Annotated in this window: 18 protein-coding genes; 17 read left to right on the top strand and 1 reads right to left on the bottom strand. The window is 65.6% G+C overall.

The window, feature by feature from the left end; genetic code table 11:
* Window positions 1–2: 2 nt before the first annotated feature.
* The 15 genes from rsmH (at window position 3) to lpxC (ending at window position 17,298) form a co-directional block, all read left to right on the top strand.
* On the top strand, window positions 3–944 hold the full coding sequence (rsmH, locus tag AC1RB9_RS23005) for a 16S rRNA (cytosine(1402)-N(4))-methyltransferase RsmH (RefSeq protein ID WP_003110151.1): 942 nt from the start codon (window positions 3–5) through the stop codon (window positions 942–944).
* Window positions 941–1,234: a cell division protein FtsL gene (ftsL, locus tag AC1RB9_RS23000; RefSeq protein WP_003094142.1), complete on the top strand. Its 294-nt coding sequence runs from the start codon at window positions 941–943 to the stop codon at window positions 1,232–1,234. Before rsmH ends, ftsL begins: the two co-directional genes overlap by 4 nt.
* A complete protein-coding gene (ftsI, locus tag AC1RB9_RS22995) occupies window positions 1,231–2,970 on the top strand; it encodes a peptidoglycan D,D-transpeptidase FtsI (RefSeq protein ID WP_003094139.1) in 1,740 nt (579 codons plus the stop codon). The genes ftsL and ftsI overlap by 4 nt, the downstream gene beginning before the upstream one ends.
* Window positions 2,970–4,433 carry a UDP-N-acetylmuramoyl-L-alanyl-D-glutamate--2,6-diaminopimelate ligase gene (locus AC1RB9_RS22990; protein ID WP_003455487.1) on the top strand — a complete coding sequence of 488 codons (1,464 nt, stop codon included), beginning with the start codon at window positions 2,970–2,972 and terminating at the stop codon, window positions 4,431–4,433. Before ftsI ends, AC1RB9_RS22990 begins: the two co-directional genes overlap by 1 nt.
* Window positions 4,426–5,802 (top strand): UDP-N-acetylmuramoyl-tripeptide--D-alanyl-D-alanine ligase, encoded by a 1,377-nt coding sequence (locus tag AC1RB9_RS22985; RefSeq protein ID WP_003103103.1) that lies wholly within the window; start codon window positions 4,426–4,428, stop codon window positions 5,800–5,802. The genes AC1RB9_RS22990 and AC1RB9_RS22985 overlap by 8 nt, the downstream gene beginning before the upstream one ends.
* Entirely contained in the window at window positions 5,802–6,884 is a 1,083-nt protein-coding gene (gene mraY, locus AC1RB9_RS22980) for a phospho-N-acetylmuramoyl-pentapeptide-transferase (protein ID WP_003094129.1), read from the top strand. The genes AC1RB9_RS22985 and mraY overlap by 1 nt, the downstream gene beginning before the upstream one ends.
* 13 nt (window positions 6,885–6,897) lie before the next feature.
* Window positions 6,898–8,244 carry a UDP-N-acetylmuramoyl-L-alanine--D-glutamate ligase gene (gene murD, locus AC1RB9_RS22975; protein WP_003103104.1) on the top strand — a complete coding sequence of 449 codons (1,347 nt, stop codon included), beginning with the start codon at window positions 6,898–6,900 and terminating at the stop codon, window positions 8,242–8,244.
* A complete protein-coding gene (ftsW, locus tag AC1RB9_RS22970; RefSeq protein WP_003094125.1) occupies window positions 8,244–9,443 on the top strand; it encodes a putative lipid II flippase FtsW in 1,200 nt (399 codons plus the stop codon). Before murD ends, ftsW begins: the two co-directional genes overlap by 1 nt.
* Window positions 9,433–10,506: an undecaprenyldiphospho-muramoylpentapeptide beta-N-acetylglucosaminyltransferase gene (gene murG / locus AC1RB9_RS22965; RefSeq protein WP_003103107.1), complete on the top strand. Its 1,074-nt coding sequence runs from the start codon at window positions 9,433–9,435 to the stop codon at window positions 10,504–10,506. The genes ftsW and murG overlap by 11 nt, the downstream gene beginning before the upstream one ends.
* Window positions 10,499–11,941, top strand: a complete 1,443-nt coding sequence (murC, locus tag AC1RB9_RS22960; protein WP_003094121.1) for a UDP-N-acetylmuramate--L-alanine ligase — start codon at window positions 10,499–10,501, stop codon at window positions 11,939–11,941. The genes murG and murC overlap by 8 nt, the downstream gene beginning before the upstream one ends.
* Entirely contained in the window at window positions 11,938–12,897 is a 960-nt protein-coding gene (locus tag AC1RB9_RS22955; RefSeq protein ID WP_003103113.1) for a D-alanine--D-alanine ligase, read from the top strand. Before murC ends, AC1RB9_RS22955 begins: the two co-directional genes overlap by 4 nt.
* Before the next feature lie 3 nt (window positions 12,898–12,900).
* On the top strand, window positions 12,901–13,764 hold the full coding sequence (locus AC1RB9_RS22950) for a cell division protein FtsQ/DivIB (protein ID WP_003094118.1): 864 nt from the start codon (window positions 12,901–12,903) through the stop codon (window positions 13,762–13,764).
* A 21-nt stretch (window positions 13,765–13,785) separates the two neighbouring features.
* Entirely contained in the window at window positions 13,786–15,039 is a 1,254-nt protein-coding gene (gene ftsA / locus AC1RB9_RS22945) for a cell division protein FtsA (RefSeq protein ID WP_003094115.1), read from the top strand.
* Between the two features lie 50 nt (window positions 15,040–15,089).
* Entirely contained in the window at window positions 15,090–16,274 is a 1,185-nt protein-coding gene (gene ftsZ / locus AC1RB9_RS22940) for a cell division protein FtsZ (protein WP_003094113.1), read from the top strand.
* A 112-nt stretch (window positions 16,275–16,386) separates the two neighbouring features.
* Window positions 16,387–17,298 carry a UDP-3-O-acyl-N-acetylglucosamine deacetylase gene (gene lpxC, locus AC1RB9_RS22935; RefSeq protein WP_003094111.1) on the top strand — a complete coding sequence of 304 codons (912 nt, stop codon included), beginning with the start codon at window positions 16,387–16,389 and terminating at the stop codon, window positions 17,296–17,298.
* A 60-nt stretch (window positions 17,299–17,358) separates the two neighbouring features.
* On the opposite strand, the gene AC1RB9_RS22930 is transcribed toward lpxC, so the two are convergent.
* Window positions 17,359–17,820 (bottom strand): DciA family protein, encoded by a 462-nt coding sequence (locus AC1RB9_RS22930; RefSeq protein WP_003148130.1) that lies wholly within the window; start codon window positions 17,818–17,820, stop codon window positions 17,359–17,361.
* An 80-nt stretch (window positions 17,821–17,900) separates the two neighbouring features.
* Here AC1RB9_RS22930 and AC1RB9_RS22925 point away from each other — a divergent pair, with 80 nt between their 5' ends.
* Together AC1RB9_RS22925 and secA are read left to right on the top strand one after the other, a co-directional pair.
* Window positions 17,901–18,824 (top strand): M23 family metallopeptidase, encoded by a 924-nt coding sequence (locus tag AC1RB9_RS22925; protein WP_003094103.1) that lies wholly within the window; start codon window positions 17,901–17,903, stop codon window positions 18,822–18,824.
* A 133-nt stretch (window positions 18,825–18,957) separates the two neighbouring features.
* Window positions 18,958–21,708 carry a preprotein translocase subunit SecA gene (gene secA, locus AC1RB9_RS22920; protein ID WP_003112752.1) on the top strand — a complete coding sequence of 917 codons (2,751 nt, stop codon included), beginning with the start codon at window positions 18,958–18,960 and terminating at the stop codon, window positions 21,706–21,708.
* The last annotated feature ends 34 nt before the right edge of the window (window positions 21,709–21,742 follow it).

The following is a 21,742-nucleotide window of genomic DNA, read 5'->3' as shown; positions in this document are numbered from 1 at the left end:
CTATGAATGCCACCTACCGCCATATCACCGTTCTGCTCGAGGAGGCCGTTTCCGCACTGGCCCCGCGGGAGGACGGCTGCTATCTGGACGGTACCTTCGGAAGAGGGGGCCATAGTCGAGCCTTGCTCGAGAAACTGGGCGCCGGGGGACGCCTGCTCGGATTCGACAAAGATCCCCAGGCCATCCAGACAGGAAAAGCATTGGCGGCCGAAGACGGCCGCTTCGTCATTGTGCAGCGCTCGTTCGCCGAACTGGGCGATGAGGTGCGCGCACGCGGTCTCGAAGGGCGGGTCGATGGCGTCCTGCTCGACCTTGGCGTGTCGTCGCCGCAACTCGACGATCCCGAGCGCGGCTTCAGCTTCCTCAACGATGGTCCGCTGGACATGCGCATGAATCCCGGCCAGGGCATCAGCGCAGCGGAGTTCATCGCCAACGCCACCGAAGAGGAAATCGCCCGGGTCTTCAAGGAATATGGCGAAGAGCGCTTCGCCAAGCGGATGGCCCGCGCCATCGTGCAGCGCCGTCAGGAGCGGCCGTTCGAACGGACTGCCGATCTCGCCGAAGTGATCACGGTTGCCAACCCCGCCTGGGAGAAGGGCAAGAATCCGGCGACCCGCGCATTCCAGGGCCTGCGCATCCATGTGAACAATGAGCTGGGCGATCTCGAGCGTGGCCTTGACGCCGCGCTCGAATCGCTGGCCGTCGGCGGCCGGCTGGTGGTGATCAGTTTCCATTCCCTGGAAGACCGCATCGTCAAGCTGTTCATGCGCAAGCACGCCAAGGGCGAGGCGGACAACCTGCCGCGCGACCTGCCGATCCGTTCCAAGGTCTTCGAGCCGCGCCTGAAGCTGCTGGGCAAGCCGCAGTACGCTTCGGAAGAAGAACTCAAGGCCAACCCGCGCTCGCGCAGCGCGGTCATGCGCGTGGCGGAGAAGCTGAGATGAGCCGTCTCTTCGTCAAGCGCCTGCCTACCGGCAGCTTCCTCATGTTGCTGCTTTATATAGGTCTGCTGCTCTCGGCGATTGCCGTGGCCTACAGCACCTACTGGAACCGGCAACTGCTCAACTCGCTGTATTCCGAGCTGAGCGTGCGCGACAAGGCGCAGGCCGAGTGGGGCCGGTTGATTCTCGAGCAGAGCACCTGGACCGCCCATAGCCGCATCGAAAGCCTGGCGGTGGAACAGTTGCGCATGCGCGTTCCCGACCCGGCCGAGGTCAGGATGGTGGCGCCATGAAACTGAACTATTTCCAGGGCGCCCTCTACCCATGGCGGTTCTGCGTGATCGTCGGCCTGCTGCTGGCGATGGTCGGCGCCATCGTCTGGCGAATCGTCGACCTGCACGTGATCGACCATGACTTCCTCAAGGGCCAGGGCGACGCGCGTAGCGTGCGGCATATCGCCATCCCTGCGCACCGGGGCCTGATCACTGACCGCAACGGCGAACCGCTGGCGGTGAGCACCCCGGTCACCACCCTGTGGGCCAACCCCAAGGAGCTGATGACCGCCAAGGAACGCTGGCCGCAACTGGCGGCGGCGCTCGGGCAGGATACCAAGCTGTTCGCCGACCGTATCGAGCAGAACGCCGAGCGCGAGTTCATCTACCTGGTCCGTGGGCTGACCCCGGAACAGGGCGAAGGCGTGATCGCCCTGAAGGTGCCGGGCGTGTACTCCATCGAGGAGTTTCGGCGTTTCTACCCGGCTGGCGAAGTGGTGGCCCATGCGGTCGGCTTCACCGATGTCGACGACCGCGGTCGCGAAGGTATCGAGCTGGCTTTCGACGAATGGCTGGCCGGCGTGCCGGGCAAGCGCCAGGTGCTCAAGGATCGCCGTGGCCGCGTGATCAAGGACGTGCAGGTCACCAAGAATGCCAAACCGGGCAAGACCCTTGCGCTGTCCATCGACCTGCGCCTGCAGTACCTGGCTCATCGCGAACTGCGCAACGCTCTGCTGGAGAACGGTGCCAAGGCCGGCAGCCTGGTGATCATGGACGTGAAGACCGGGGAGATCCTGGCCATGACCAACCAGCCGACCTACAACCCGAACAATCGTCGTAACCTGCAGCCGGCGGCCATGCGCAACCGGGCGATGATCGACGTGTTCGAGCCGGGCTCGACGGTCAAGCCGTTCTCGATGAGCGCGGCGCTGGCCAGCGGGCGCTGGAAACCCAGCGATATCGTCGACGTCTACCCGGGCACCCTGCAGATCGGCCGCTACACCATTCGCGACGTATCGCGCAATTCGCGGCAACTCGATCTCACCGGCATCCTGATCAAGTCGAGCAACGTCGGCATCAGCAAGATCGCCTTCGACATCGGCGCCGAATCCATCTACTCGGTCATGCAACAGGTCGGCCTTGGGCAGGACACGGGGTTGGGCTTCCCCGGCGAGCGCGTCGGCAACCTGCCCAACCACCGCAAGTGGCCGAAGGCGGAAACCGCGACCCTGGCCTACGGCTACGGTCTCTCGGTAACCGCGATCCAGTTGGCGCATGCCTATGCGGCCCTGGCCAACGACGGCAAGAGCGTGCCGTTGAGCATGACCCGAGTCGACCGCGTGCCGGATGGCGTGCAGGTGATCTCGCCTGAAGTGGCTTCCACCGTGCAGGGCATGCTGCAACAAGTGGTCGAGGCCCAGGGCGGGGTGTTCCGCGCCCAGGTGCCGGGTTACCACGCCGCCGGCAAGAGCGGGACCGCGCGCAAGGTCTCGGTCGGCACCAAGGGCTACCGGGAAAACGCCTATCGCTCGCTGTTCGCCGGTTTCGCCCCGGCCACCGATCCGCGCATCGCGATGGTCGTGGTGATCGACGAGCCGAGCAAGGCGGGCTACTTCGGCGGCCTGGTGTCGGCGCCGGTGTTCAGCAAGGTCATGGCTGGCGCGCTGCGCCTGATGAACGTGCCGCCGGATAACCTGCCGACGGCCACCGAACAGCAGCAGGTCAATGCTGCGCCCGCAAAAGGAGGGCGTGGCTGATGCCTATGAGCCTGAACCAACTGTTTCCCCAGGCCGAGCGCGATCTGCTGATCCGCGAGCTGACCCTGGATAGCCGCGGCGTTCGTCCGGGCGACCTGTTCCTGGCGGTGCCGGGCGGGCGCCAGGATGGTCGTGCGCACATCGCCGATGCCCTGGCCAAGGGCGCGGCTGCCGTGGCTTACGAGGCGGAAGGCGCCGGAGAGCTGCCGCCCAGCGATGCGCCGCTGATCGCGGTGAAGGGGCTGGCCGCGCAACTGTCGGCGGTCGCCGGGCGTTTCTACGGCGAGCCGAGCCGCGGGCTGGACCTGATCGGTGTCACCGGCACCAACGGCAAGACCAGCGTCAGCCAACTGGTGGCCCAGGCCCTGGATCTGCTCGGCGAGCGCTGCGGCATCGTCGGCACCCTCGGCACCGGTTTCTACGGCGCCCTGGAGAGCGGCCGGCACACCACGCCGGACCCGCTCGCGGTGCAGGCCACGCTGGCCACGCTGAAGCAGGCCGGCGCCCGCGCGGTAGCGATGGAAGTGTCTTCCCACGGCCTCGACCAGAGCCGCGTGGCGGCGCTCGGTTTCGATATCGCGGTGTTCACCAATCTGTCCCGCGACCACCTCGACTATCACGGTTCGATGGAAGCCTATGCCGCCGCCAAGGCCAAGCTGTTCGCCTGGCCGGGCCTGCGCTGCCGGGTGATCAACCTGGACGACGATTTCGGCCGTCGACTGGCCGGCGAGGAGCAGGACTCGGAGCTGATCACCTACAGCCTCACCGACAGCTCGGCGTTCCTCTATTGCCGCGAAGCGCGCTTCGGCGACGCCGGCATCGAGGCGGCGCTGGTCACTCCGCACGGCGAGGGCCTGCTGCGCAGCCCGTTGCTCGGCCGCTTCAACCTGAGCAACCTGCTGGCGGCGGTCGGTGCGTTGCTTGGCCTGGGTTATCCCCTGGGCGATATCCTCCGCACCTTGCCGCAACTGCAGGGGCCGGTCGGCCGCATGCAGCGCCTGGGAGGCGGCGACAAGCCGCTGGTGGTGGTGGACTACGCGCATACTCCCGACGCCCTGGAAAAAGTCCTGGAGGCCCTGCGTCCGCACGCGGCCGCGCGCCTGCTGTGCCTGTTCGGCTGCGGTGGCGATCGCGATGCCGGCAAGCGTCCGCTGATGGCTGCGATCGCCGAACGCCTGGCGGATGGGGTGCTGGTCACCGACGACAACCCGCGCACCGAGGCCAGTGCGGCGATCATCGCCGATATCCGCAAAGGCTTCGCTGCCGCTGACAAGGTTACCTTCCTGCCGTCGCGCGGTGAGGCGATCGCCCATCTGATCGCTTCCGCTGCGGTGGATGACGTGGTGCTCCTGGCCGGCAAGGGTCACGAGGATTATCAGGAGATCGACGGCGTACGCCATCCGTTCTCCGACATCGAGCAGGCCGAGCGCGCCCTGGCCGCCTGGGAGGTGCCGCATGCTTGAGCCTCTTCGCCTCAGCCAGTTGACGGTCGCGCTGGACGCCCGCCTGATCGGCGAGGACGCCGTCTTTTCGGCGGTTTCCACCGACAGTCGCGCCATCGGGCCCGGCCAACTGTTCATTGCCCTGAGTGGGCCGCGTTTCGACGGCCACGACTATCTCGCCGAGGTTGCCGCCAAGGGCGCGGTGGCTGCGCTGGTGGAGCGCGAAGTCGCCGACGCGCCCCTGCCGCAATTGCTGGTGCGCGATACCCGTGCGGCCCTGGGGCGACTGGGCGCGCTGAACCGGCGCAAGTTCACCGGCCCGCTGGCGGCCATGACGGGCTCCAGCGGCAAGACCACGGTCAAGGAGATGCTCGCCAGCATCCTGCGTACCCAGGCCGGCGATGCCGAGTCGGTGCTGGCTACCCGTGGCAATCTGAACAACGACCTCGGCGTACCGCTGACCCTGCTGCAACTGGCGCCGCAGCACCGTAGCGCAGTGATCGAACTGGGCGCCTCGCGCATCGGCGAGATCGCCTACACGGTCGAGCTGACCCGCCCGCACGTGGCGATCATCACCAATGCCGGAACCGCCCATGTCGGCGAGTTCGGCGGACCGGAGAAGATCGTCGAGGCGAAGGGCGAGATACTCGAAGGGCTGGCCGCCGACGGCACCGCCGTACTGAACCTGGACGACAAGGCCTTCGACACCTGGAAGGCCCGTGCCAGCGGCCGTCCGTTGCTGACTTTCTCCCTCGACCGGCCCCAGGCCGATTTCCGCGCCGCCGATCTGCAGCGCGATGCGCGCGGCTGCATGGGCTTCAGGCTGCAGGGCGTAGCGGGTGAAGCGCAGGTCCAGCTCAACCTGCTGGGGCGGCACAATGTCGCCAATGCCCTGGCTGCCGCCGCTGCCGCCCATGCACTGGGCGTGCCGCTGGATGGGATCGTCGCCGGGCTGCAGGCGCTGCAGCCGGTCAAGGGCCGCGCGGTAGCGCAACTGACCGCCAGCGGGCTGCGTGTGATAGACGACAGCTACAACGCCAACCCCGCGTCAATGCTGGCGGCGATTGATATACTGAGCGGCTTTTCCGGGCGCACCGTCCTGGTCCTCGGAGACATGGGCGAACTCGGTTCCTGGGCCGAGCAGGCCCACCGCGAGGTGGGCGCCTACGCCGCTGGCAAGGTGTCCGCGCTCTATGCGGTCGGACCGCTGATGGCCCACGCCGTACAGGCGTTCGGCGCCACGGGCCGGCACTTCGCCGACCAGGCCAGCCTGATCGGGGCGCTGGCCACCGAACAACCGACAACCACCATTTTGATCAAGGGTTCCCGCAGTGCGGCGATGGACAAAGTCGTCGCGGCGCTGTGCGGTTCCTCCGAGGAGAGTCACTAATGCTCCTGCTGCTGGCCGAATACCTGCAACAGTTCTACAAGGGCTTCGGCGTCTTCCAGTACCTGACCCTGCGCGGCATTCTCAGCGTGCTCACCGCGCTGTCGCTGTCGCTGTGGCTGGGGCCCTGGATGATCCGTACCTTGCAGATCCGCCAGATCGGCCAGGCCGTGCGCAACGACGGTCCGCAGTCGCACCTGTCGAAGAAGGGCACCCCGACCATGGGCGGCGCCCTGATCCTTACCGCCATAGCCATCAGCACGCTGCTGTGGGCGGATCTTTCCAACCGCTACGTGTGGGTAGTGCTGGTCGTTACCCTGCTGTTCGGTGCCATCGGCTGGGTGGACGACTACCGCAAGGTGATCGAGAAGAACTCCCGTGGCCTGCCGAGCCGCTGGAAGTACTTCTGGCAGTCGGTGTTCGGCATCGGCGCCGCCGTGTTCCTCTACATGACTGCCGAAACCCCGATCGAGACCACCCTGATCGTGCCGATGCTGAAGAGCGTCGAGATCCAGTTGGGCATCTTCTTCGTGGTCCTGACCTACTTCGTCATCGTCGGTTCGAGCAATGCAGTGAACCTCACCGACGGTCTCGACGGCCTGGCGATCATGCCGACGGTAATGGTTGCCGGCGCGCTGGGCATCTTCTGCTACCTGTCGGGCAACGTGAAGTTCGCCGAGTACCTGTTGATTCCCAACGTACCGGGCGCCGGCGAGCTGATCGTGTTCTGCGCCGCGCTGGTCGGCGCCGGCCTCGGCTTCCTCTGGTTCAACACCTATCCGGCGCAGGTCTTCATGGGCGACGTCGGCGCGTTGGCGCTGGGCGCCGCGCTGGGCACCATCGCGGTGATCGTGCGCCAGGAAATCGTGCTGTTCATCATGGGTGGGGTGTTCGTCATGGAAACCCTCTCGGTGATGATCCAGGTCGCTTCCTTCAAGCTGACCGGACGCCGCGTCTTCCGCATGGCGCCGATCCATCACCATTTCGAACTGAAAGGCTGGCCGGAGCCGCGCGTGATCGTGCGCTTCTGGATCATCACCGTGATCCTGGTGCTGATCGGCCTCGCCACCTTGAAGCTGCGTTGAGGACGAAGAGAGCATGAGCCTGATCGCCTCCGACCACTTCCGCATCGTTGTCGGCCTCGGCAAGAGCGGCATGTCCCTGGTGCGCTACCTGGCGCGCCGCGGCTTGCCTTTCGCCGTGGTCGATACCCGAGAGAACCCGCCGGAGCTGGCCACCCTGCGTGCCCAGTATCCGCAGGTGGAAGTGCGTTGCGGCGAACTCGACGCCGAGTTCCTCTGCTCCGCCCGCGAACTCTACGTCAGCCCCGGCTTGTCGCTGCGCACCCCCGCGCTGGTACAGGCCGCCGCGAAAGGCGTGCGCATCTCCGGTGACATCGATCTCTTCGCCCGCGAGGCGAAGGCCCCGATCGTCGCCATCACCGGTTCCAACGCGAAGAGCACCGTGACCACCCTGGTGGGCGAAATGGCGGTGGCCGCGGACAAGCGTGTCGCCGTCGGCGGCAACCTCGGCACCCCGGCGCTCGACCTGCTGGCCGACGACATCGAGCTGTACGTGCTGGAGCTGTCGAGCTTCCAGCTGGAAACCTGCGATCGCCTCAACGCCGAGGTGGCGACCGTGCTGAACGTCAGCGAAGACCATATGGATCGCTACGACGGCATGGCTGACTACCACCTGGCCAAGCACCGGATCTTCCGCGGTGCCCGCCAGGTCGTGGTGAATCGCGCCGATGCCCTGACCCGACCGCTGATCGCCGATACCGTGCCGTGCTGGTCGTTCGGCCTGAACAAGCCGGACTTCAAGGCTTTCGGCCTGATCGAGGAAGACGGCCAGAAGTGGCTGGCGTTCCAGTTCGACAAGCTGCTGCCGGTTGGCGAACTGAAGATCCGTGGCGCCCACAACTATTCCAACGCGCTCGCCGCGCTGGCGCTGGGCCATGCGGTCGGCCTGCCGTTCGACGCCATGCTCGGCGCGCTGAAGGCGTTTTCCGGCCTGGCTCATCGCTGCCAGTGGGTACGCGAGCGGCAGGGCGTGAGCTACTACGACGATTCCAAGGCCACCAACGTCGGCGCCGCCCTGGCGGCGATCGAGGGGCTGGGTGCCGACATCGACGGCAAGCTGGTGCTGCTCGCCGGCGGAGACGGCAAGGGCGCCGATTTCCATGACCTGCGCGAGCCGGTCGCGCGCTTCTGCCGGGCGGTGGTACTGCTTGGCCGTGACGCCGGGCTGATTGCCCAGGCACTGGGCAACGCGGTACCGCTGGTGCGCGTCGCAACGCTGGACGAAGCAGTCCGGCAGGCCGCCGAGCTGGCCCGCGAAGGCGATGCGGTGCTGTTGTCGCCGGCCTGCGCGAGCCTGGACATGTTCAAGAACTTCGAAGAACGCGGACGCCTGTTCGCCAAAGCCGTAGAGGAGCTAGCGTGATGCTGTCGGTGTTGCGCCCCTTCCCGTCGCCGCTGTTGAGCCGGCACGGCATCGACCTGGACTTCCCGCTGCTGGCGGGTTGCCTGGCGCTGCTCGGCCTCGGCCTGGTGATGGTGACTTCCGCCTCTTCCGAGGTGGCGGCGGCGCAGTCGGGCAACCCGCTGTACTTCTCCGTCCGTCACCTGATCTACCTGGTGATCGGCCTGATTTCCTGCGGCCTGACCATGATGGTCCCGATGGCCACCTGGCAGCGTTGGGGCTGGAAGCTGTTGCTGGTCGCCTTCGGCCTGCTGGTGCTGGTGATCACCCCCGGTATCGGCCGCGAGGTGAACGGCTCGATGCGCTGGATCGGCTTCGGCCTGTTCAACATCCAGCCTTCGGAGATCGCCAAGGTCTGCGTGGTGATCTTCATGGCCGGCTACCTGATCCGCCGCCAGCAGGAGGTCCGGGAAAGCTGGATGGGCTTCTTCAAGCCCTTCGTGGTGTTGCTGCCGATGGCCGGCCTGCTGCTGCGCGAGCCGGACTTCGGCGCCACCGTGGTAATGATGGGCGCTGCCGCGGCCATGCTGTTCCTCGGCGGGGTGGGGCTGTTCCGCTTCGGCCTGATGGTGCTGCTGGCGGTCGGCGCGGTGGTCCTGCTGATCCAGACCCAGCCCTACCGGATGGCACGCCTGACCAACTTCACCGACCCCTGGGCCGACCAGTTCGGCGCCGGCTATCAGTTGAGCCAGGCGCTGATCGCCTTCGGCCGCGGCGGCTGGTTGGGCATGGGACTGGGCAACAGCATCCAGAAGCAGTTCTACCTGCCGGAGGCGCACACCGATTTCGTCTTCGCCGTGCTTGCAGAGGAGCTGGGCATCGTCGGCGCCCTGGCGACCGTCGCCCTGTTCGTGTTCGTCAGCCTGCGCGCGCTGTACATCGGCATCTGGGCCGAGCAGGCCAAGCAGTTCTTCTCCGCCTACGTGGCCTACGGCCTGGCCTTCCTCTGGATCGGCCAGTTCCTGATCAACATCGGGGTGAACGTCGGCCTGCTGCCGACCAAGGGCCTGACCCTGCCGTTCCTCAGCTACGGCGGCAGTTCGCTGGTGATCTGCTGTGCCTGTCTGGGGATGTTGCTGCGCATCGAATGGGAACGGCGAACCCACCTGGGTAGCGAGGAATATGAGTTCAACGAAGAGGACTTTGCCGATGAAAGGTAATGTCCTGATCATGGCGGGTGGCACCGGCGGACACGTGTTCCCGGCGCTCGCCTGTGCGCGGGAGTTCCAGGCGCGCGGCTATGCCGTGCACTGGCTGGGGACGCCGCGCGGCATCGAGAATGACCTGGTACCCAAGGCCGGCCTGCCGTTGCACCTGATCCAGGTCAGCGGGCTGCGCGGCAAGGGCCTGAAGTCGCTGGTCAAGGCGCCGCTGGAACTGCTCAAGTCGCTGTTCCAGGCGCTGCGGGTGATCCGCCAGCTGAGGCCGGTCTGCGTGCTCGGCCTGGGTGGCTATGTCACCGGCCCGGGCGGCCTGGCTGCGCGCCTCAACGGCGTGCCGCTGGTGATCCACGAGCAGAACGCCGTGGCCGGCACCGCCAACCGCAGCCTGGCGCCGATCGCCAGGCGCGTCTGCGAGGCATTCCCGGATACCTTCCCGGCCAGTGACAAGCGTCTGACCACCGGCAATCCGGTGCGCGGCGAGCTATTCCTCGACGCGCACGCCCGCGCGCCGCTGACCGGCCGTCGGGTCAATCTGCTGGTGCTCGGCGGCAGCCTTGGCGCGGAACCGCTGAACAAGCTGTTGCCAGAGGCCCTGGCGCAGGTGCCGCTGGAAATCCGTCCGGCAATCCGCCATCAGGCCGGTCGTCAGCATGCCGAGATTACCGCCGAGCGTTATCGCACAGTGGCGGTCGAAGCGGACGTCGCGCCCTTCATCAGCGACATGGCCGCGGCCTATGCCTGGGCCGACCTGGTGATCTGTCGCGCCGGCGCGCTGACCGTCAGCGAGCTGACGGCGGCGGGATTGCCCGCCTTCCTGGTGCCGTTGCCTCACGCGATCGACGATCACCAGACCCGCAATGCCGAATTCCTGGTACGCAGCGGCGCCGGCCGCCTGCTGCCGCAAAAGTCTACCGGCGCGGCCGAACTGGCCGCGCAGCTGTCCGAGGTCCTGATGCATCCCGAAACCCTGCGCTCCATGGCAGACCAGGCACGCAGCCTGGCGAAACCCGAGGCTACCCGGACGGTGGTCGATGCCTGCCTGGAGGTGGCCCGTGGTTAAAGAACCGAATGGCGTCACCCGGACCATGCGCCGTATCCGCCGCATCCATTTCGTCGGCATCGGCGGCGCCGGTATGTGCGGGATCGCCGAAGTGCTGCTGAACCTCGGCTACGAGGTATCCGGCTCGGACCTCAAGGCCTCGGCGGTGACCGAGCGCCTGGAGAAGTTCGGCGCGCAGATCTTCATCGGCCACCAGGCGGAAAACGCCGACGGCGCCGACGTGCTGGTGGTGTCCAGTGCCATCAACCGGGCCAACCCGGAAGTGGCATCGGCCCTGGAACGGCGGATTCCGGTGGTGCCGCGTGCGGAGATGCTCGCCGAGCTGATGCGCTACCGGCACGGCATCGCGGTAGCCGGCACCCACGGCAAGACCACCACTACCAGCCTGATCGCCTCGGTGTTCGCCGCCGGCGGCCTGGACCCGACCTTCGTCATCGGCGGCCGGCTGAACGCCGCCGGGACCAACGCCCAGCTCGGCGCCAGCCGCTACCTGGTGGCCGAGGCCGACGAGAGCGACGCCAGCTTCCTGCACCTGCAACCGATGGTCGCGGTGGTCACCAATATCGACGCCGACCACATGGCGACCTACGGCGGCGACTTCAACAAGCTGAAGAAGACCTTCGTCGAGTTCCTCCACAACCTGCCGTTCTACGGACTGGCGGTGATGTGCGTGGATGATCCGGTTGTGCGTGAGATCCTCCCGCAGATCGCCCGCCCGACCGTGACCTACGGCCTCAGCGAAGACGCCGACGTGCGCGCGATCAACATCCGCCAGGAAGGCATGCGCACCTGGTTCACCGTGTTGCGCCCGGAGCGCGAGCCGCTGGACGTCTCGGTGAACATGCCCGGCCTGCACAACGTGCTGAATTCCCTGGCGACCATCGTCATCGCTACCGACGAGGGCATCTCCGACGAAGCCATCGTCCAGGGGCTGTCCGGCTTCCAGGGCGTAGGCCGGCGCTTCCAGGTCTACGGCGAGCTGCAGGTCGAGGGTGGCAGCGTGATGCTGGTGGACGATTACGGCCACCATCCGCGCGAAGTCGCCGCGGTGATCAAGGCGATCCGTGGCGGTTGGCCGGAGCGTCGCCTGGTGATGGTCTACCAGCCGCATCGCTATACCCGTACCCGCGACCTGTACGAAGACTTCGTGCAGGTGCTGGGCGAAGCCAACGTGCTGCTGTTGATGGAGGTCTATCCGGCCGGCGAAGAGCCGATCCCGGGAGCCGACAGCCGCCAGCTGTGCCACAGCATCCGCCAGCGCGGCCAGCTTGACCCGATCTACTTCGAGCGCGACGCCGACCTGGCGCCGCTGGTCAAGCCGCTGCTGCGCGCTGGCGACATCCTGCTTTGCCAGGGCGCTGGCGATGTCGGCGGCCTGGCCCCGCAACTGATCAAGAACCCGCTGTTCGCCGGCAAGGGAGGGAAGGGCGCATGAACCTTTGCCTCGATAGCCTGCTGAACGGCACCCAGGATCCCAAGGCGTTCGGCCGTGTCGCCGTGCTGTTCGGCGGCAAGAGCGCCGAGCGCGAGGTGTCGCTGAAGTCCGGCGCGATGGTCCTGCAATCCCTGCTGGCCGCCGGGGTCGATGCCTTCGGCATCGATGTCGGCGAAGACCTGCTGCAACGCCTGGTCGAGGAGAAGATCGACCGTGCCTTCATCATTCTCCACGGTCGTGGCGGCGAGGATGGCAGCATGCAGGGCCTGCTCGAGTGTGCGGGCATTCCCTACACCGGCAGCGGCGTGCTGGCCTCGGCGCTGGCGATGGACAAGCTGCGGACCAAGCGGGTCTGGCTCAGCCTCGGCCTGCCGACCCCGGACTACGCGGTGCTGGCCAGCGAGGATGACTGCCGCGAAGCGGCGCAGCGACTGGGTTTCCCGCTGATCGTCAAGCCGGCTCACGAAGGCTCGAGCATCGGCATGGCCAAGGTCGGCGGGCTCGACGAATTGATCGCGGCGTGGCGCGAAGCGGCCCGCTACGACTCGCAGGTGCTGGTCGAGCAGTGGATCAGCGGCCCGGAATTCACCGTGGCGACCTTGCGCGGGCAGGTGCTGCCGGCGATCCGCCTGGGTACGCCGCACACCTTCTACGACTACGACGCCAAGTACCTGGCCAGCGATACCCGCTACCAGGTGCCCTGCGGTCTCGACGAGGCCAAGGAACGCGAGCTGAAGGAACTCACCGCGCGCGCCTGCGACGCCCTGGGCATCCAGGGCTGGGGGCGGGCGGACGTGATGCAGGACGCCGAAGGGCGTTTCTGGCTGCTTGAAGTCAACACCGCACCGGGCATGACCGACCACAGCCTGGTGCCTATGGCCGCGCGGGCCGCCGGCCTGGATTTCCAGCAACTGGTGCTGGCGATCCTGGCCGATAGCCGCGAGGCGAGGGGATAAGCCATGAATGGCGTACTGCTCCGTCATCAGCAACCCGGTGGACTCGGCCGCGCTCCGCGCAAGCCGATGCCGCGCGGCGCCAGCCGTCTGGTGGCCAAGGAACCGCTGAGCGTGCGCCTGCCGAAAGCCGACTTCAGTTTCCTCAAGTACCTGGCCTGGCCGCTGTTGCTGGCCGTTCTCGGCTATGGCGCCTATCGCGGCGCCGAGTACATCCTGCCGTACGCCGACCGGCCGATCGCCAAGGTCAGTGTCGAGGGCGACCTCAGCTACATCAGCCAGCGCGCGGTGCAGCAGCGGATCTCCCCGTACCTGGCGGCGAGCTTCTTCACCATCGACCTGGCGGGCATGCGCGGGCAACTGGAACAGATGCCCTGGATCGCCCACGCCGAGGTGCGCCGGGTGTGGCCGGACCAGGTGGTGATCCGCCTGGACGAGCAACTGCCGATCGCGCGGTGGGGCGACGAAGCGCTGCTGAACAACCAGGGACAGGCTTTTACGCCAAAGGAACTGGCGAATTATGAACATCTGCCCCGCTTGCATGGTCCACAGCGGGCGCAACAGCAGGTGATGCAGCAATACCAGTTGCTCAGCCAGTTGCTGCGTCCCCTCGGGTTCTCCATCGCCCGCCTGGAAATGAGCGATCGCGGCGGTTGGGCGCTGACCACGGCCCAGGGCGTCGAGATCCAGATCGGGCGCGACCACGTGGTAGACAAGATTCGCCGCTTCGTAAGCATCTACGACAAGGCACTCAAAGATCAGATTTCGAACATTGCGCGGATCGACCTGCGTTACCCCAACGGCCTCGCCGTTGCGTGGCGCGAGCCGGTCACGCCCGCGACGGTGGCCACGGCCAGCGCCGTGCAGTGAGTTGAGGAGACAGTAATAACCATGGCAAGCGTGCAGAGCGGCAAGATGATCGTCGGCCTCGACATCGGTACCTCCAAGGTGGTGGCGCTGGTGGGCGAGGTGACGGCCGATGGCCAGCTGGAGGTCGTTGGCATCGGTACTCATCCGTCCCGCGGCCTGAAGAAGGGCGTGGTGGTGAACATCGAGTCCACCGTGCAGTCGATCCAGCGCGCCATCGACGAGGCCCAGCAGATGGCCGGTTGCCGTATCCACTCGGCGTTCGTCGGCATCGCCGGCAACCACATCCGCAGCCTCAATTCCCACGGCATCGTGGCGATCCGCGATCGCGAGGTGAACCCGGCGGATATCGAACGGGTACTGGATGCCGCCCAGGCGGTGGCGATCCCGGCGGACCAGCGGGTGCTGCATACCCTGGCCCAGGATTACGTGATCGATAACCAGGAAGGCGTGCGCGAGCCGCTGGGCATGTCCGGGGTGCGCCTGGAAGCCAAGGTGCACGTGGTGACCTGCGCGGTGAATGCTTCGCAGAACATCGAGAAGTGCGTGCGCCGCTGCGGCCTCGAGGTCGACGACATCATCCTCGAGCAGTTGGCCTCGGCCTATTCGGTGCTGACCGAGGACGAGAAGGAACTGGGCGTGTGCCTGGTGGATATCGGCGGCGGCACCACCGATATCGCGATCTTCACCGAAGGCGCGATCCGCCATACCGCGGTGATCCCGATCGCCGGCGACCAGGTCACCAATGACATCGCCATGGCCCTGCGTACGCCGACCCAGTACGCGGAAGAGATCAAGATCCGCTACGCCTGCGCCCTGGCCAAGCTGGCCGGTGCCGGCGAGACCATCAAGGTGCCCAGCGTCGGCGACCGGCCGCCGCGCGAACTGTCGCGCCAGGCCCTGGCCGAAGTGGTCGAGCCTCGTTACGACGAGCTGTTCACCCTGGTCCAGGCCGAGCTGCGCCGCAGCGGCTACGAGGACCTGATCCCGGCAGGGATCGTCCTCACCGGCGGCACCTCGAAGATGGAAGGCGCGGTCGAGCTGGCCGAGGAAATCTTCCACATGCCGGTACGCCTCGGCGTGCCGTATAGCGTGAAGGGCCTCACCGACGTGGTGCGCAACCCGATCTATTCGACGGGCGTCGGCCTGCTGATGTACGGACTGCAGAAGCAGTCCGATGGCATGTCGATGTCTGTGTCAGGCAGCAGCTACAGCAGCGACGAACCCAAGGCACCTGTCCTGGAGCGGCTCAAACGCTGGGTCCAGGGCAATTTCTGATTCAACGCGGTAACAGTAGGCGACAAAACTAGAAAGGAAGGAGAGGGGAAATGTTTGAACTGGTCGATAACATCGCACAAACCGCCGTCATAAAAGTGATCGGTGTAGGTGGTGGTGGCGGCAACGCCGTCAATCACATGGCCAAGAACAACGTCGAGGGCGTCGAGTTCATCTGCGCCAACACCGACGCACAAGCGCTGAAGAACATCGCGGCGCGCACCGTTCTGCAACTCGGCCCGGGCGTCACCAAGGGGCTGGGTGCCGGCGCCAATCCGGAAGTCGGTCGTCAGGCGGCTCTGGAAGATCGCGAGCGCATTTCCGAAGTGCTGGAAGGCGCCGACATGGTCTTCATCACCACCGGCATGGGTGGCGGCACCGGTACCGGCGCCGCGCCGATCATCGCCGAAGTGGCGAAGGAAATGGGCATCCTCACCGTCGCGGTGGTGACCCGCCCGTTCCCGTTCGAAGGTCGCAAGCGCATGCAGATCGCCGACGAGGGCATCCGTGCGCTGGCCGAGAGCGTCGATTCGCTGATCACCATACCGAACGAGAAGCTGCTGACCATCCTCGGCAAGGACGCCAGCCTGCTGGCCGCCTTCGCCAAGGCCGATGACGTGCTGGCCGGTGCCGTGCGCGGTATCTCCGACATCATCAAGCGTCCGGGCATGATCAACGTCGACTTCGCCGACGTGAAGACCGTCATGAGCGAAATGGGCATGGCGATGATGGGTACCGGCTGCGCCAGCGGTCCGAACCGTGCCCGCGAGGCCACCGAGGCGGCAATCCGCAACCCGCTGCTGGAAGACGTCAACCTGCAGGGCGCGCGCGGCATCCTGGTGAACATCACCGCGGGTCCGGACCTGTCCTTGGGCGAGTACTCCGATGTCGGCAACATCATCGAACAGTTCGCTTCCGAGCACGCCACTGTGAAGGTGGGCACCGTGATCGACGCGGACATGCGCGATGAACTGCACGTCACCGTAGTCGCCACCGGCCTGGGCGCGCGCCTGGAGAAACCGGTGAAGGTCGTCGACAACACCGTGCAGGGCAGTGCAGCCCAGGCAGCCGCTCCGGCCCAGCGCGAGCAGCAGTCGGTGAACTACCGCGACCTCGACCGTCCTACCGTGATGCGCAACCAGTCTCACGGCAGCGCGGCGACCGCGGCCAAGCTGAACCCGCAGGATGACCTGGATTACCTGGATATCCCGGCGTTCCTGCGTCGTCAGGCCGATTGAAGTAATTAATCAGGAGTAGAGATGTGATTGGTGTTCAGCAAAGGCCGGTTCTGCTATCATCGCCGGCCATTGTTGAAAACAGTTCGCAGTCAGCGCTTAAGCGGCCAAAGCCATGATCAAACAACGCACCTTGAAGAACATCATCCGGGCTACTGGCGTCGGTCTGCACTCGGGGGAAAAGGTTTACCTGACCCTGAAACCGGCGCCGGTGGACACCGGTATCGTGTTCTGCCGCACCGACCTGGATCCGGTCGTGGAAATCCCGGCCCGGGCCGAGAACGTCGGCGAAACCACCATGTCGACCACCCTGGTCAAGGGTGACGTCAAAGTGGATACGGTGGAGCACCTGCTCTCGGCCATGGCCGGCCTGGGTATCGACAACGCCTACGTCGAGCTGTCCGCTTCGGAAGTGCCGATCATGGATGGCAGCGCTGGTCCGTTCGTATTCCTGATCCAGTCCGCCGGATTGCAAGAGCAGGAAGCTGCCAAGAAGTTCATCCGCATCAAGCGCGAAGTCAGCGTGGAAGAGGGCGACAAGCGCGCCGTCTTCGTTCCGTTCGACGGCTTCAAGGTCAGCTTCGAGATCGATTTCGATCATCCGGTCTTCCGTGGTCGCACCCAGCAGGCCTCGGTCGATTTCTCCAGTACTTCCTTCGTCAAGGAGGTCAGCCGCGCCCGTACCTTCGGGTTCATGCGCGACATCGAGTACCTGCGTTCGCAGAACCTGGCACTCGGCGGTAGCGTGGAGAACGCGATCGTGGTCGACGAGAACCGCGTGCTCAACGAAGACGGCCTGCGTTACGAGGACGAGTTCGTCAAGCACAAGATCCTGGATGCCATCGGCGACCTGTATCTGCTCGGCAACAGTCTTATCGGCGAGTTCCGTGGCTTCAAGTCCGGCCATGCCCTGAACAACCAACTGCTGCGTACGTTGATCGCAGACAAGGATGCTTGGGAAGTGGTGACCTTCGAAGACGCGCGTACCGCGCCTATTTCCTATATGCGCCCGGCGGCGGCAGTGTAGGAAAACTCTCCTTTCCATATTTGGAGGCCACCTCAGGGTGGCCTCTTTTTATTTCGGGATTTATTCTTGCCGGCTTTTCTCGGCGCGGCTTGCCAACCGCTCGAGCGCTTCCCGCAGGCGTGGATTGCCGACGATCTCGGCGGATTCGCGAAGGTTTTCCGCCGCGACGGCAGACAGGGTCAAGCTGCGACGTGCCGCACGTTGTGTGGACGTGGTGGGTTGCACCTTGAAAAGGATTTTCGCTAAGTTCGCGAATTCTTCGAAAGCCTGCAGCTGCCGCTGCAGGCGCCGCTGCTGATAGCGCAGGCGTGTGGCCCAGTGGCCATCGGTGACGATCAGCAGCAGGCAACCGCCGCGCCACGAAGCCACATGGCAGTACGGGCGCGCCGCCGGTTGCAACTGGCTTTCCAGCAGTTGCTGCAGGCGGCAGATGCGCTGGGCTTCGGCGAACAGCATCTGCAGCGGCCTGGCCTGGCGCAGCAACTGGGTCGATGCCTGGGCGGGCAAGGGACGAAAAGACATGGCGGGAAGCCTGGGGGTTACTGAGTCGGAATGGTAGCAGAAAGCGTTTCGCTACTGCCGGCCCGTATGAAGGATAAGTCATGCACATCATTTTTCTGAGCCGGCACCATGGGGCCGCTCGCTCCGTCCATCTGCAGCCGCGGTTGCTGATGCTGGCCGGGGCCTGCGTGGTCGGTGCCAGCCTGTTGGCCGGGGGCTTCATGGGCGCCTGGCTGTTCCGCGCGCCGGCTCCGGTGGCCGGCATCGAAGTCGATGCCGCGCTGCAGGCGCAGAGCGCCGAGATCAGCAGCGCCCGCGAGGACGCGCAGCGGCAGATGGACGCACTGAGCGTGCATCTCGGCGAACTGCAGGCGCGCCTGGTTCGGCTGGATGCCCTCGGCGAACGTCTCACCGAGCTGGCCGACGTCGACCCCGACGAGTTCGACTTCTCCCTGAGCGTCGGCCAGGGTGGCGTCGACGAACCGCTGGAGGGCAGCGCCTATGCCCCGCCGTCGTTCATGGCGACGCTGGACGAACTGGCGGCACGCCTGGATACCCGCGAGCAGCAGCTCGAGGTGCTGGAGCAACTGCTCGCCGACAAGCACATCAGCCAGTCGACCTACCTGGCCGGCCAGCCGGTGCGCCAGGGCTACATCTCCTCGCCGTTCGGGCGCCGGGTCAATCCGGTGAGCGGCCGCCTGAGCATGCACAAGGGCATCGACTTCGCCGCGCCGGCCGGCAGCGACGTGGTGGCCGTGGCGGCGGGGGTGGTGACCTGGTCCGGGCGCAAGAACGGCTATGGCAACGTGGTCGAGGTCGGGCACGCCGATGGCTACACCACGTTGTATGCCCATAACCAGAAGAACCTGGTCGAGGTCGGTGACCTGGTCAAGCGCGGCCAGGTGCTGGCCAAGGTCGGCAGCACCGGACGCTCCACCGGCTACCACGTACATTTCGAAGTGATGAAGGATGGCCGGGTAATGAATCCGCAAAGCTTCATCGCACGCGCGTCTGTTTCCGAGTGAGCGACGCGCATTGATCTGCTGTACTTTTCTCATACCCGTTTCCGGGTAGAATGTTCCCTTTCATGCCGTTGATCGGCACGGGCCGCCGGATGGGTGAGCCTTCCATTCCCCACGTGTGGATGACCAAGTCGATATGTTTGCGCCTTTGTTGAAGAAACTCTTTGGAAGCAAGAACGAGCGTGATGTAAAGCGCATGGCCAAGGCTGTACAGGCCATCAATGCGCTCGAGCCCCAGATGGTGGCGCTCTCCGACGAGCAGTTGAAGGCGAAAACGGCTGAATTCCAGCAGCGCTACGCCAAGGGCGAAACGCTCGACCAATTGCTGCCCGAAGCCTTCGCCGTGGTTCGCGAGGCTGGCAAGCGGGTGATGGGCATGCGCCACTTCGACGTCCAGCTGATCGGTGGCATGACCCTGCACGACGGCAAGATCGCCGAAATGCGTACCGGCGAGGGCAAGACCCTGGTGGGCACCCTGCCGGTCTACCTCAACGCGCTGTCCGGCAAGGGCGTGCACGTGGTCACGGTGAACGACTACCTGGCGCGCCGCGACGCCAACTGGATGCGCCCGCTGTACGAGTTCCTCGGCCTCAGCGTCGGCGTGGTCACTCCCTTCCAGCCGCCGGAAGACAAGCGCGCCGCCTACGCCGCCGACATCACCTACGGCACCAACAACGAATTCGGCTTCGATTACCTGCGCGACAACATGGCCTTCAGCCTGGACGACAAGTTCCAGCGCGAGCTGAACTTCGCCGTGGTCGACGAAGTGGACTCGATCCTCATCGACGAGGCGCGTACCCCGCTGATCATCTCCGGCCAGGCCGAAGACAGCTCCGAGCTGTACATCAAGATCAACAAGCTGATCCCGCGTCTCAAGCGCCAGGTCGAAGAGGTCGAGGGCAAGCCGACCGAGGAAGGCCACTACAGCATCGACGAGAAGACCCGCCAGGTCGAACTCAACGAGCAGGGCCACCAGTTCATCGAGGACCTGCTGAGCCAGAACGGCCTGCTCGGCGAAGGCGAGAGCCTCTACTCGGCGCACAACCTGAGCCTGCTGACCCACGTCTACGCAGCGCTGCGCGCGCACACCCTGTTCCACCGCAACGTCGAGTACATCGTCCAGGGCGACCAGATCCTCCTGATCGACGAGCACACCGGCCGCACCATGCCTGGCCGTCGCCTGTCCGAGGGCCTGCACCAGGCCATCGAGGCGAAGGAAGGCTTGCCGATCCAGGCCGAGAGCCAGACCCTGGCCTCCACCACCTTCCAGAACTACTTCCGCCTGTACAACAAGCTGGCCGGCATGACCGGCACCGCCGATACCGAGGCCTTCGAGTTCCGCCAGATCTACGGTCTCGACGTGGTGGTGATCCCGACCCACCGGCCGATCGCGCGCAAGGACTTCAACGACCTGGTCTACCTGACCCAGGAAGAGAAGTACGCGGCGATCATCACCGACATCAAGCAGTGCCAGGCCCTCGGCCGGCCGATCCTGGTCGGCACCGCGTCGATCGAGAGTTCCGAGTACGTTTCCAAGCTGTTGCAAGAGGCAGGCATCGAGCACAAGGTGCTCAACGCCAAGTACCACGAGAAGGAAGCCGAGATCATCGCCCAGGCTGGCGCGCCCGGTTCGGTGACCATCGCCACCAACATGGCCGGCCGCGGTACCGACATCCTCCTCGGCGGCAACTGGGAAGTCGAAGTCGCGGCCCTGGAGAACCCCACCGAGGAGCAGATCGCCCAGATCAAGGCTGAATGGCAGAAGCGCCACCAGCAGGTGATCGAGGCGGGCGGCCTGCACGTGATCGCCTCCGAGCGCCACGAATCCCGCCGGATCGACAACCAGTTGCGCGGCCGTGCCGGTCGTCAGGGCGACCCGGGTTCCAGCCGCTTCTACCTGTCGCTGGAAGACAACCTGATGCGGATCTTCGCCTCCGACCGGGTGAAGAACTTCATGAAGGCGCTGGGCATGCAGTCCGGCGAGGCGATCGAGCACCGCATGGTGACCAACGCCATCGAGAAGGCCCAGCGCAAGGTCGAAGGGCGCAACTTCGACATCCGCAAGCAACTGCTGGAATTCGATGACGTAGCCAACGAGCAGCGCAAGGTGATCTACCACATGCGCAATACCCTGCTGTCGGCAGAGGACGTGGGCGAGACCATCAAGGAATTCCGCGAGGAAACCCTCAGCGCCACCATCAACCAGCACATTCCGCCGCAGTCGCTGCCCGAGCAGTGGGACATCGAAGGCCTGGAGGCTGCGCTGTACAGCGACTTCGCCGTGCGCCTGCCGATCCAGCAGTGGCTGGACGAAGACGACAAGCTGTACGAGGAAACCCTGCGTAGCAAGATCCTCGAGCAGATCGTCGCCGCCTACTACGAGAAGGAAGAGCTGGCCGGCGCCGAAGCCCTGCGCGCCTTCGAGAAGCAGATGCTGCTGCGGGTACTGGACGACCTGTGGAAGGACCACCTGTCGACCATGGACCACCTGCGGCACGGCATCCACCTGCGTGGCTACGCGCAGAAGAATCCGAAGCAGGAATACAAGCGCGAGTCCTTCACCCTGTTCCAGGAGCTGCTGGACTCGATCAAGCGCGACACCATCCGCGTGCTGTCCCACGTCCAGGTCCGTCGCGAAGACCCGGCCGAAGAGGAGGCCCGCCTGCGTCGCGAGGCGGAGGAACTGGCCAAGCGCATGCAGTTCCAGCACGCCGAGGCTCCCTCGATGGAGCAGGCCGTGGCCGGCGAGGAAGAAGAGCTTCCCGAGGGCCCGGCTCCGGTCGTGCCGCTCGAGCCTGTGCGCAACGAGCAGAAGATCGGCCGCAACGAGCCTTGCCCGTGCGGTTCCGGCAAGAAATACAAGCACTGCCACGGGCAGCTGGACTAAGCTTCCCGCCTGGTTCACCAACGCCGCGACCGGT

It is taken from the genome of Pseudomonas sp. 20-5 (genome assembly GCF_056782835.1).
The sequence above is the reverse complement of the archived record's forward strand: the minus strand, read 5'-3'. Positions and strand labels throughout refer to the sequence as shown.

What these genes read in the sequence shown, in the direction of transcription:
- mraY (WP_003094129.1), top strand. Translation starts at nt 5,802, where the DNA reads ATGCTCCTGCTGCTGGCCGAATACCTGCAACAGTTCTACAAGGGCTTC.
- AC1RB9_RS22955 (WP_003103113.1), top strand. Translation starts at nt 11,938, where the DNA reads ATGAACCTTTGCCTCGATAGCCTGCTGAACGGCACCCAGGATCCCAAG.
- ftsA (WP_003094115.1), top strand. Translation starts at nt 13,786, where the DNA reads ATGGCAAGCGTGCAGAGCGGCAAGATGATCGTCGGCCTCGACATCGGT.
- AC1RB9_RS22950 (WP_003094118.1), top strand. Translation starts at nt 12,901, where the DNA reads ATGAATGGCGTACTGCTCCGTCATCAGCAACCCGGTGGACTCGGCCGC.
- AC1RB9_RS22925 (WP_003094103.1), top strand. Translation starts at nt 17,901, where the DNA reads ATGCACATCATTTTTCTGAGCCGGCACCATGGGGCCGCTCGCTCCGTC.
- ftsW (WP_003094125.1), top strand. Translation starts at nt 8,244, where the DNA reads ATGCTGTCGGTGTTGCGCCCCTTCCCGTCGCCGCTGTTGAGCCGGCAC.
- murD (WP_003103104.1), top strand. Translation starts at nt 6,898, where the DNA reads ATGAGCCTGATCGCCTCCGACCACTTCCGCATCGTTGTCGGCCTCGGC.
- murG (WP_003103107.1), top strand. Translation starts at nt 9,433, where the DNA reads ATGAAAGGTAATGTCCTGATCATGGCGGGTGGCACCGGCGGACACGTG.
- AC1RB9_RS22985 (WP_003103103.1), top strand. Translation starts at nt 4,426, where the DNA reads ATGCTTGAGCCTCTTCGCCTCAGCCAGTTGACGGTCGCGCTGGACGCC.
- AC1RB9_RS22930 (WP_003148130.1), bottom strand. Translation starts at nt 17,820, where the DNA reads ATGTCTTTTCGTCCCTTGCCCGCCCAGGCATCGACCCAGTTGCTGCGC.
- ftsI (WP_003094139.1), top strand. Translation starts at nt 1,231, where the DNA reads ATGAAACTGAACTATTTCCAGGGCGCCCTCTACCCATGGCGGTTCTGC.
- ftsL (WP_003094142.1), top strand. Translation starts at nt 941, where the DNA reads ATGAGCCGTCTCTTCGTCAAGCGCCTGCCTACCGGCAGCTTCCTCATG.
- secA (WP_003112752.1), top strand. Translation starts at nt 18,958, where the DNA reads ATGTTTGCGCCTTTGTTGAAGAAACTCTTTGGAAGCAAGAACGAGCGT.
- lpxC (WP_003094111.1), top strand. Translation starts at nt 16,387, where the DNA reads ATGATCAAACAACGCACCTTGAAGAACATCATCCGGGCTACTGGCGTC.
- ftsZ (WP_003094113.1), top strand. Translation starts at nt 15,090, where the DNA reads ATGTTTGAACTGGTCGATAACATCGCACAAACCGCCGTCATAAAAGTG.
- rsmH (WP_003110151.1), top strand. Translation starts at nt 3, where the DNA reads ATGAATGCCACCTACCGCCATATCACCGTTCTGCTCGAGGAGGCCGTT.
- AC1RB9_RS22990 (WP_003455487.1), top strand. Translation starts at nt 2,970, where the DNA reads ATGCCTATGAGCCTGAACCAACTGTTTCCCCAGGCCGAGCGCGATCTG.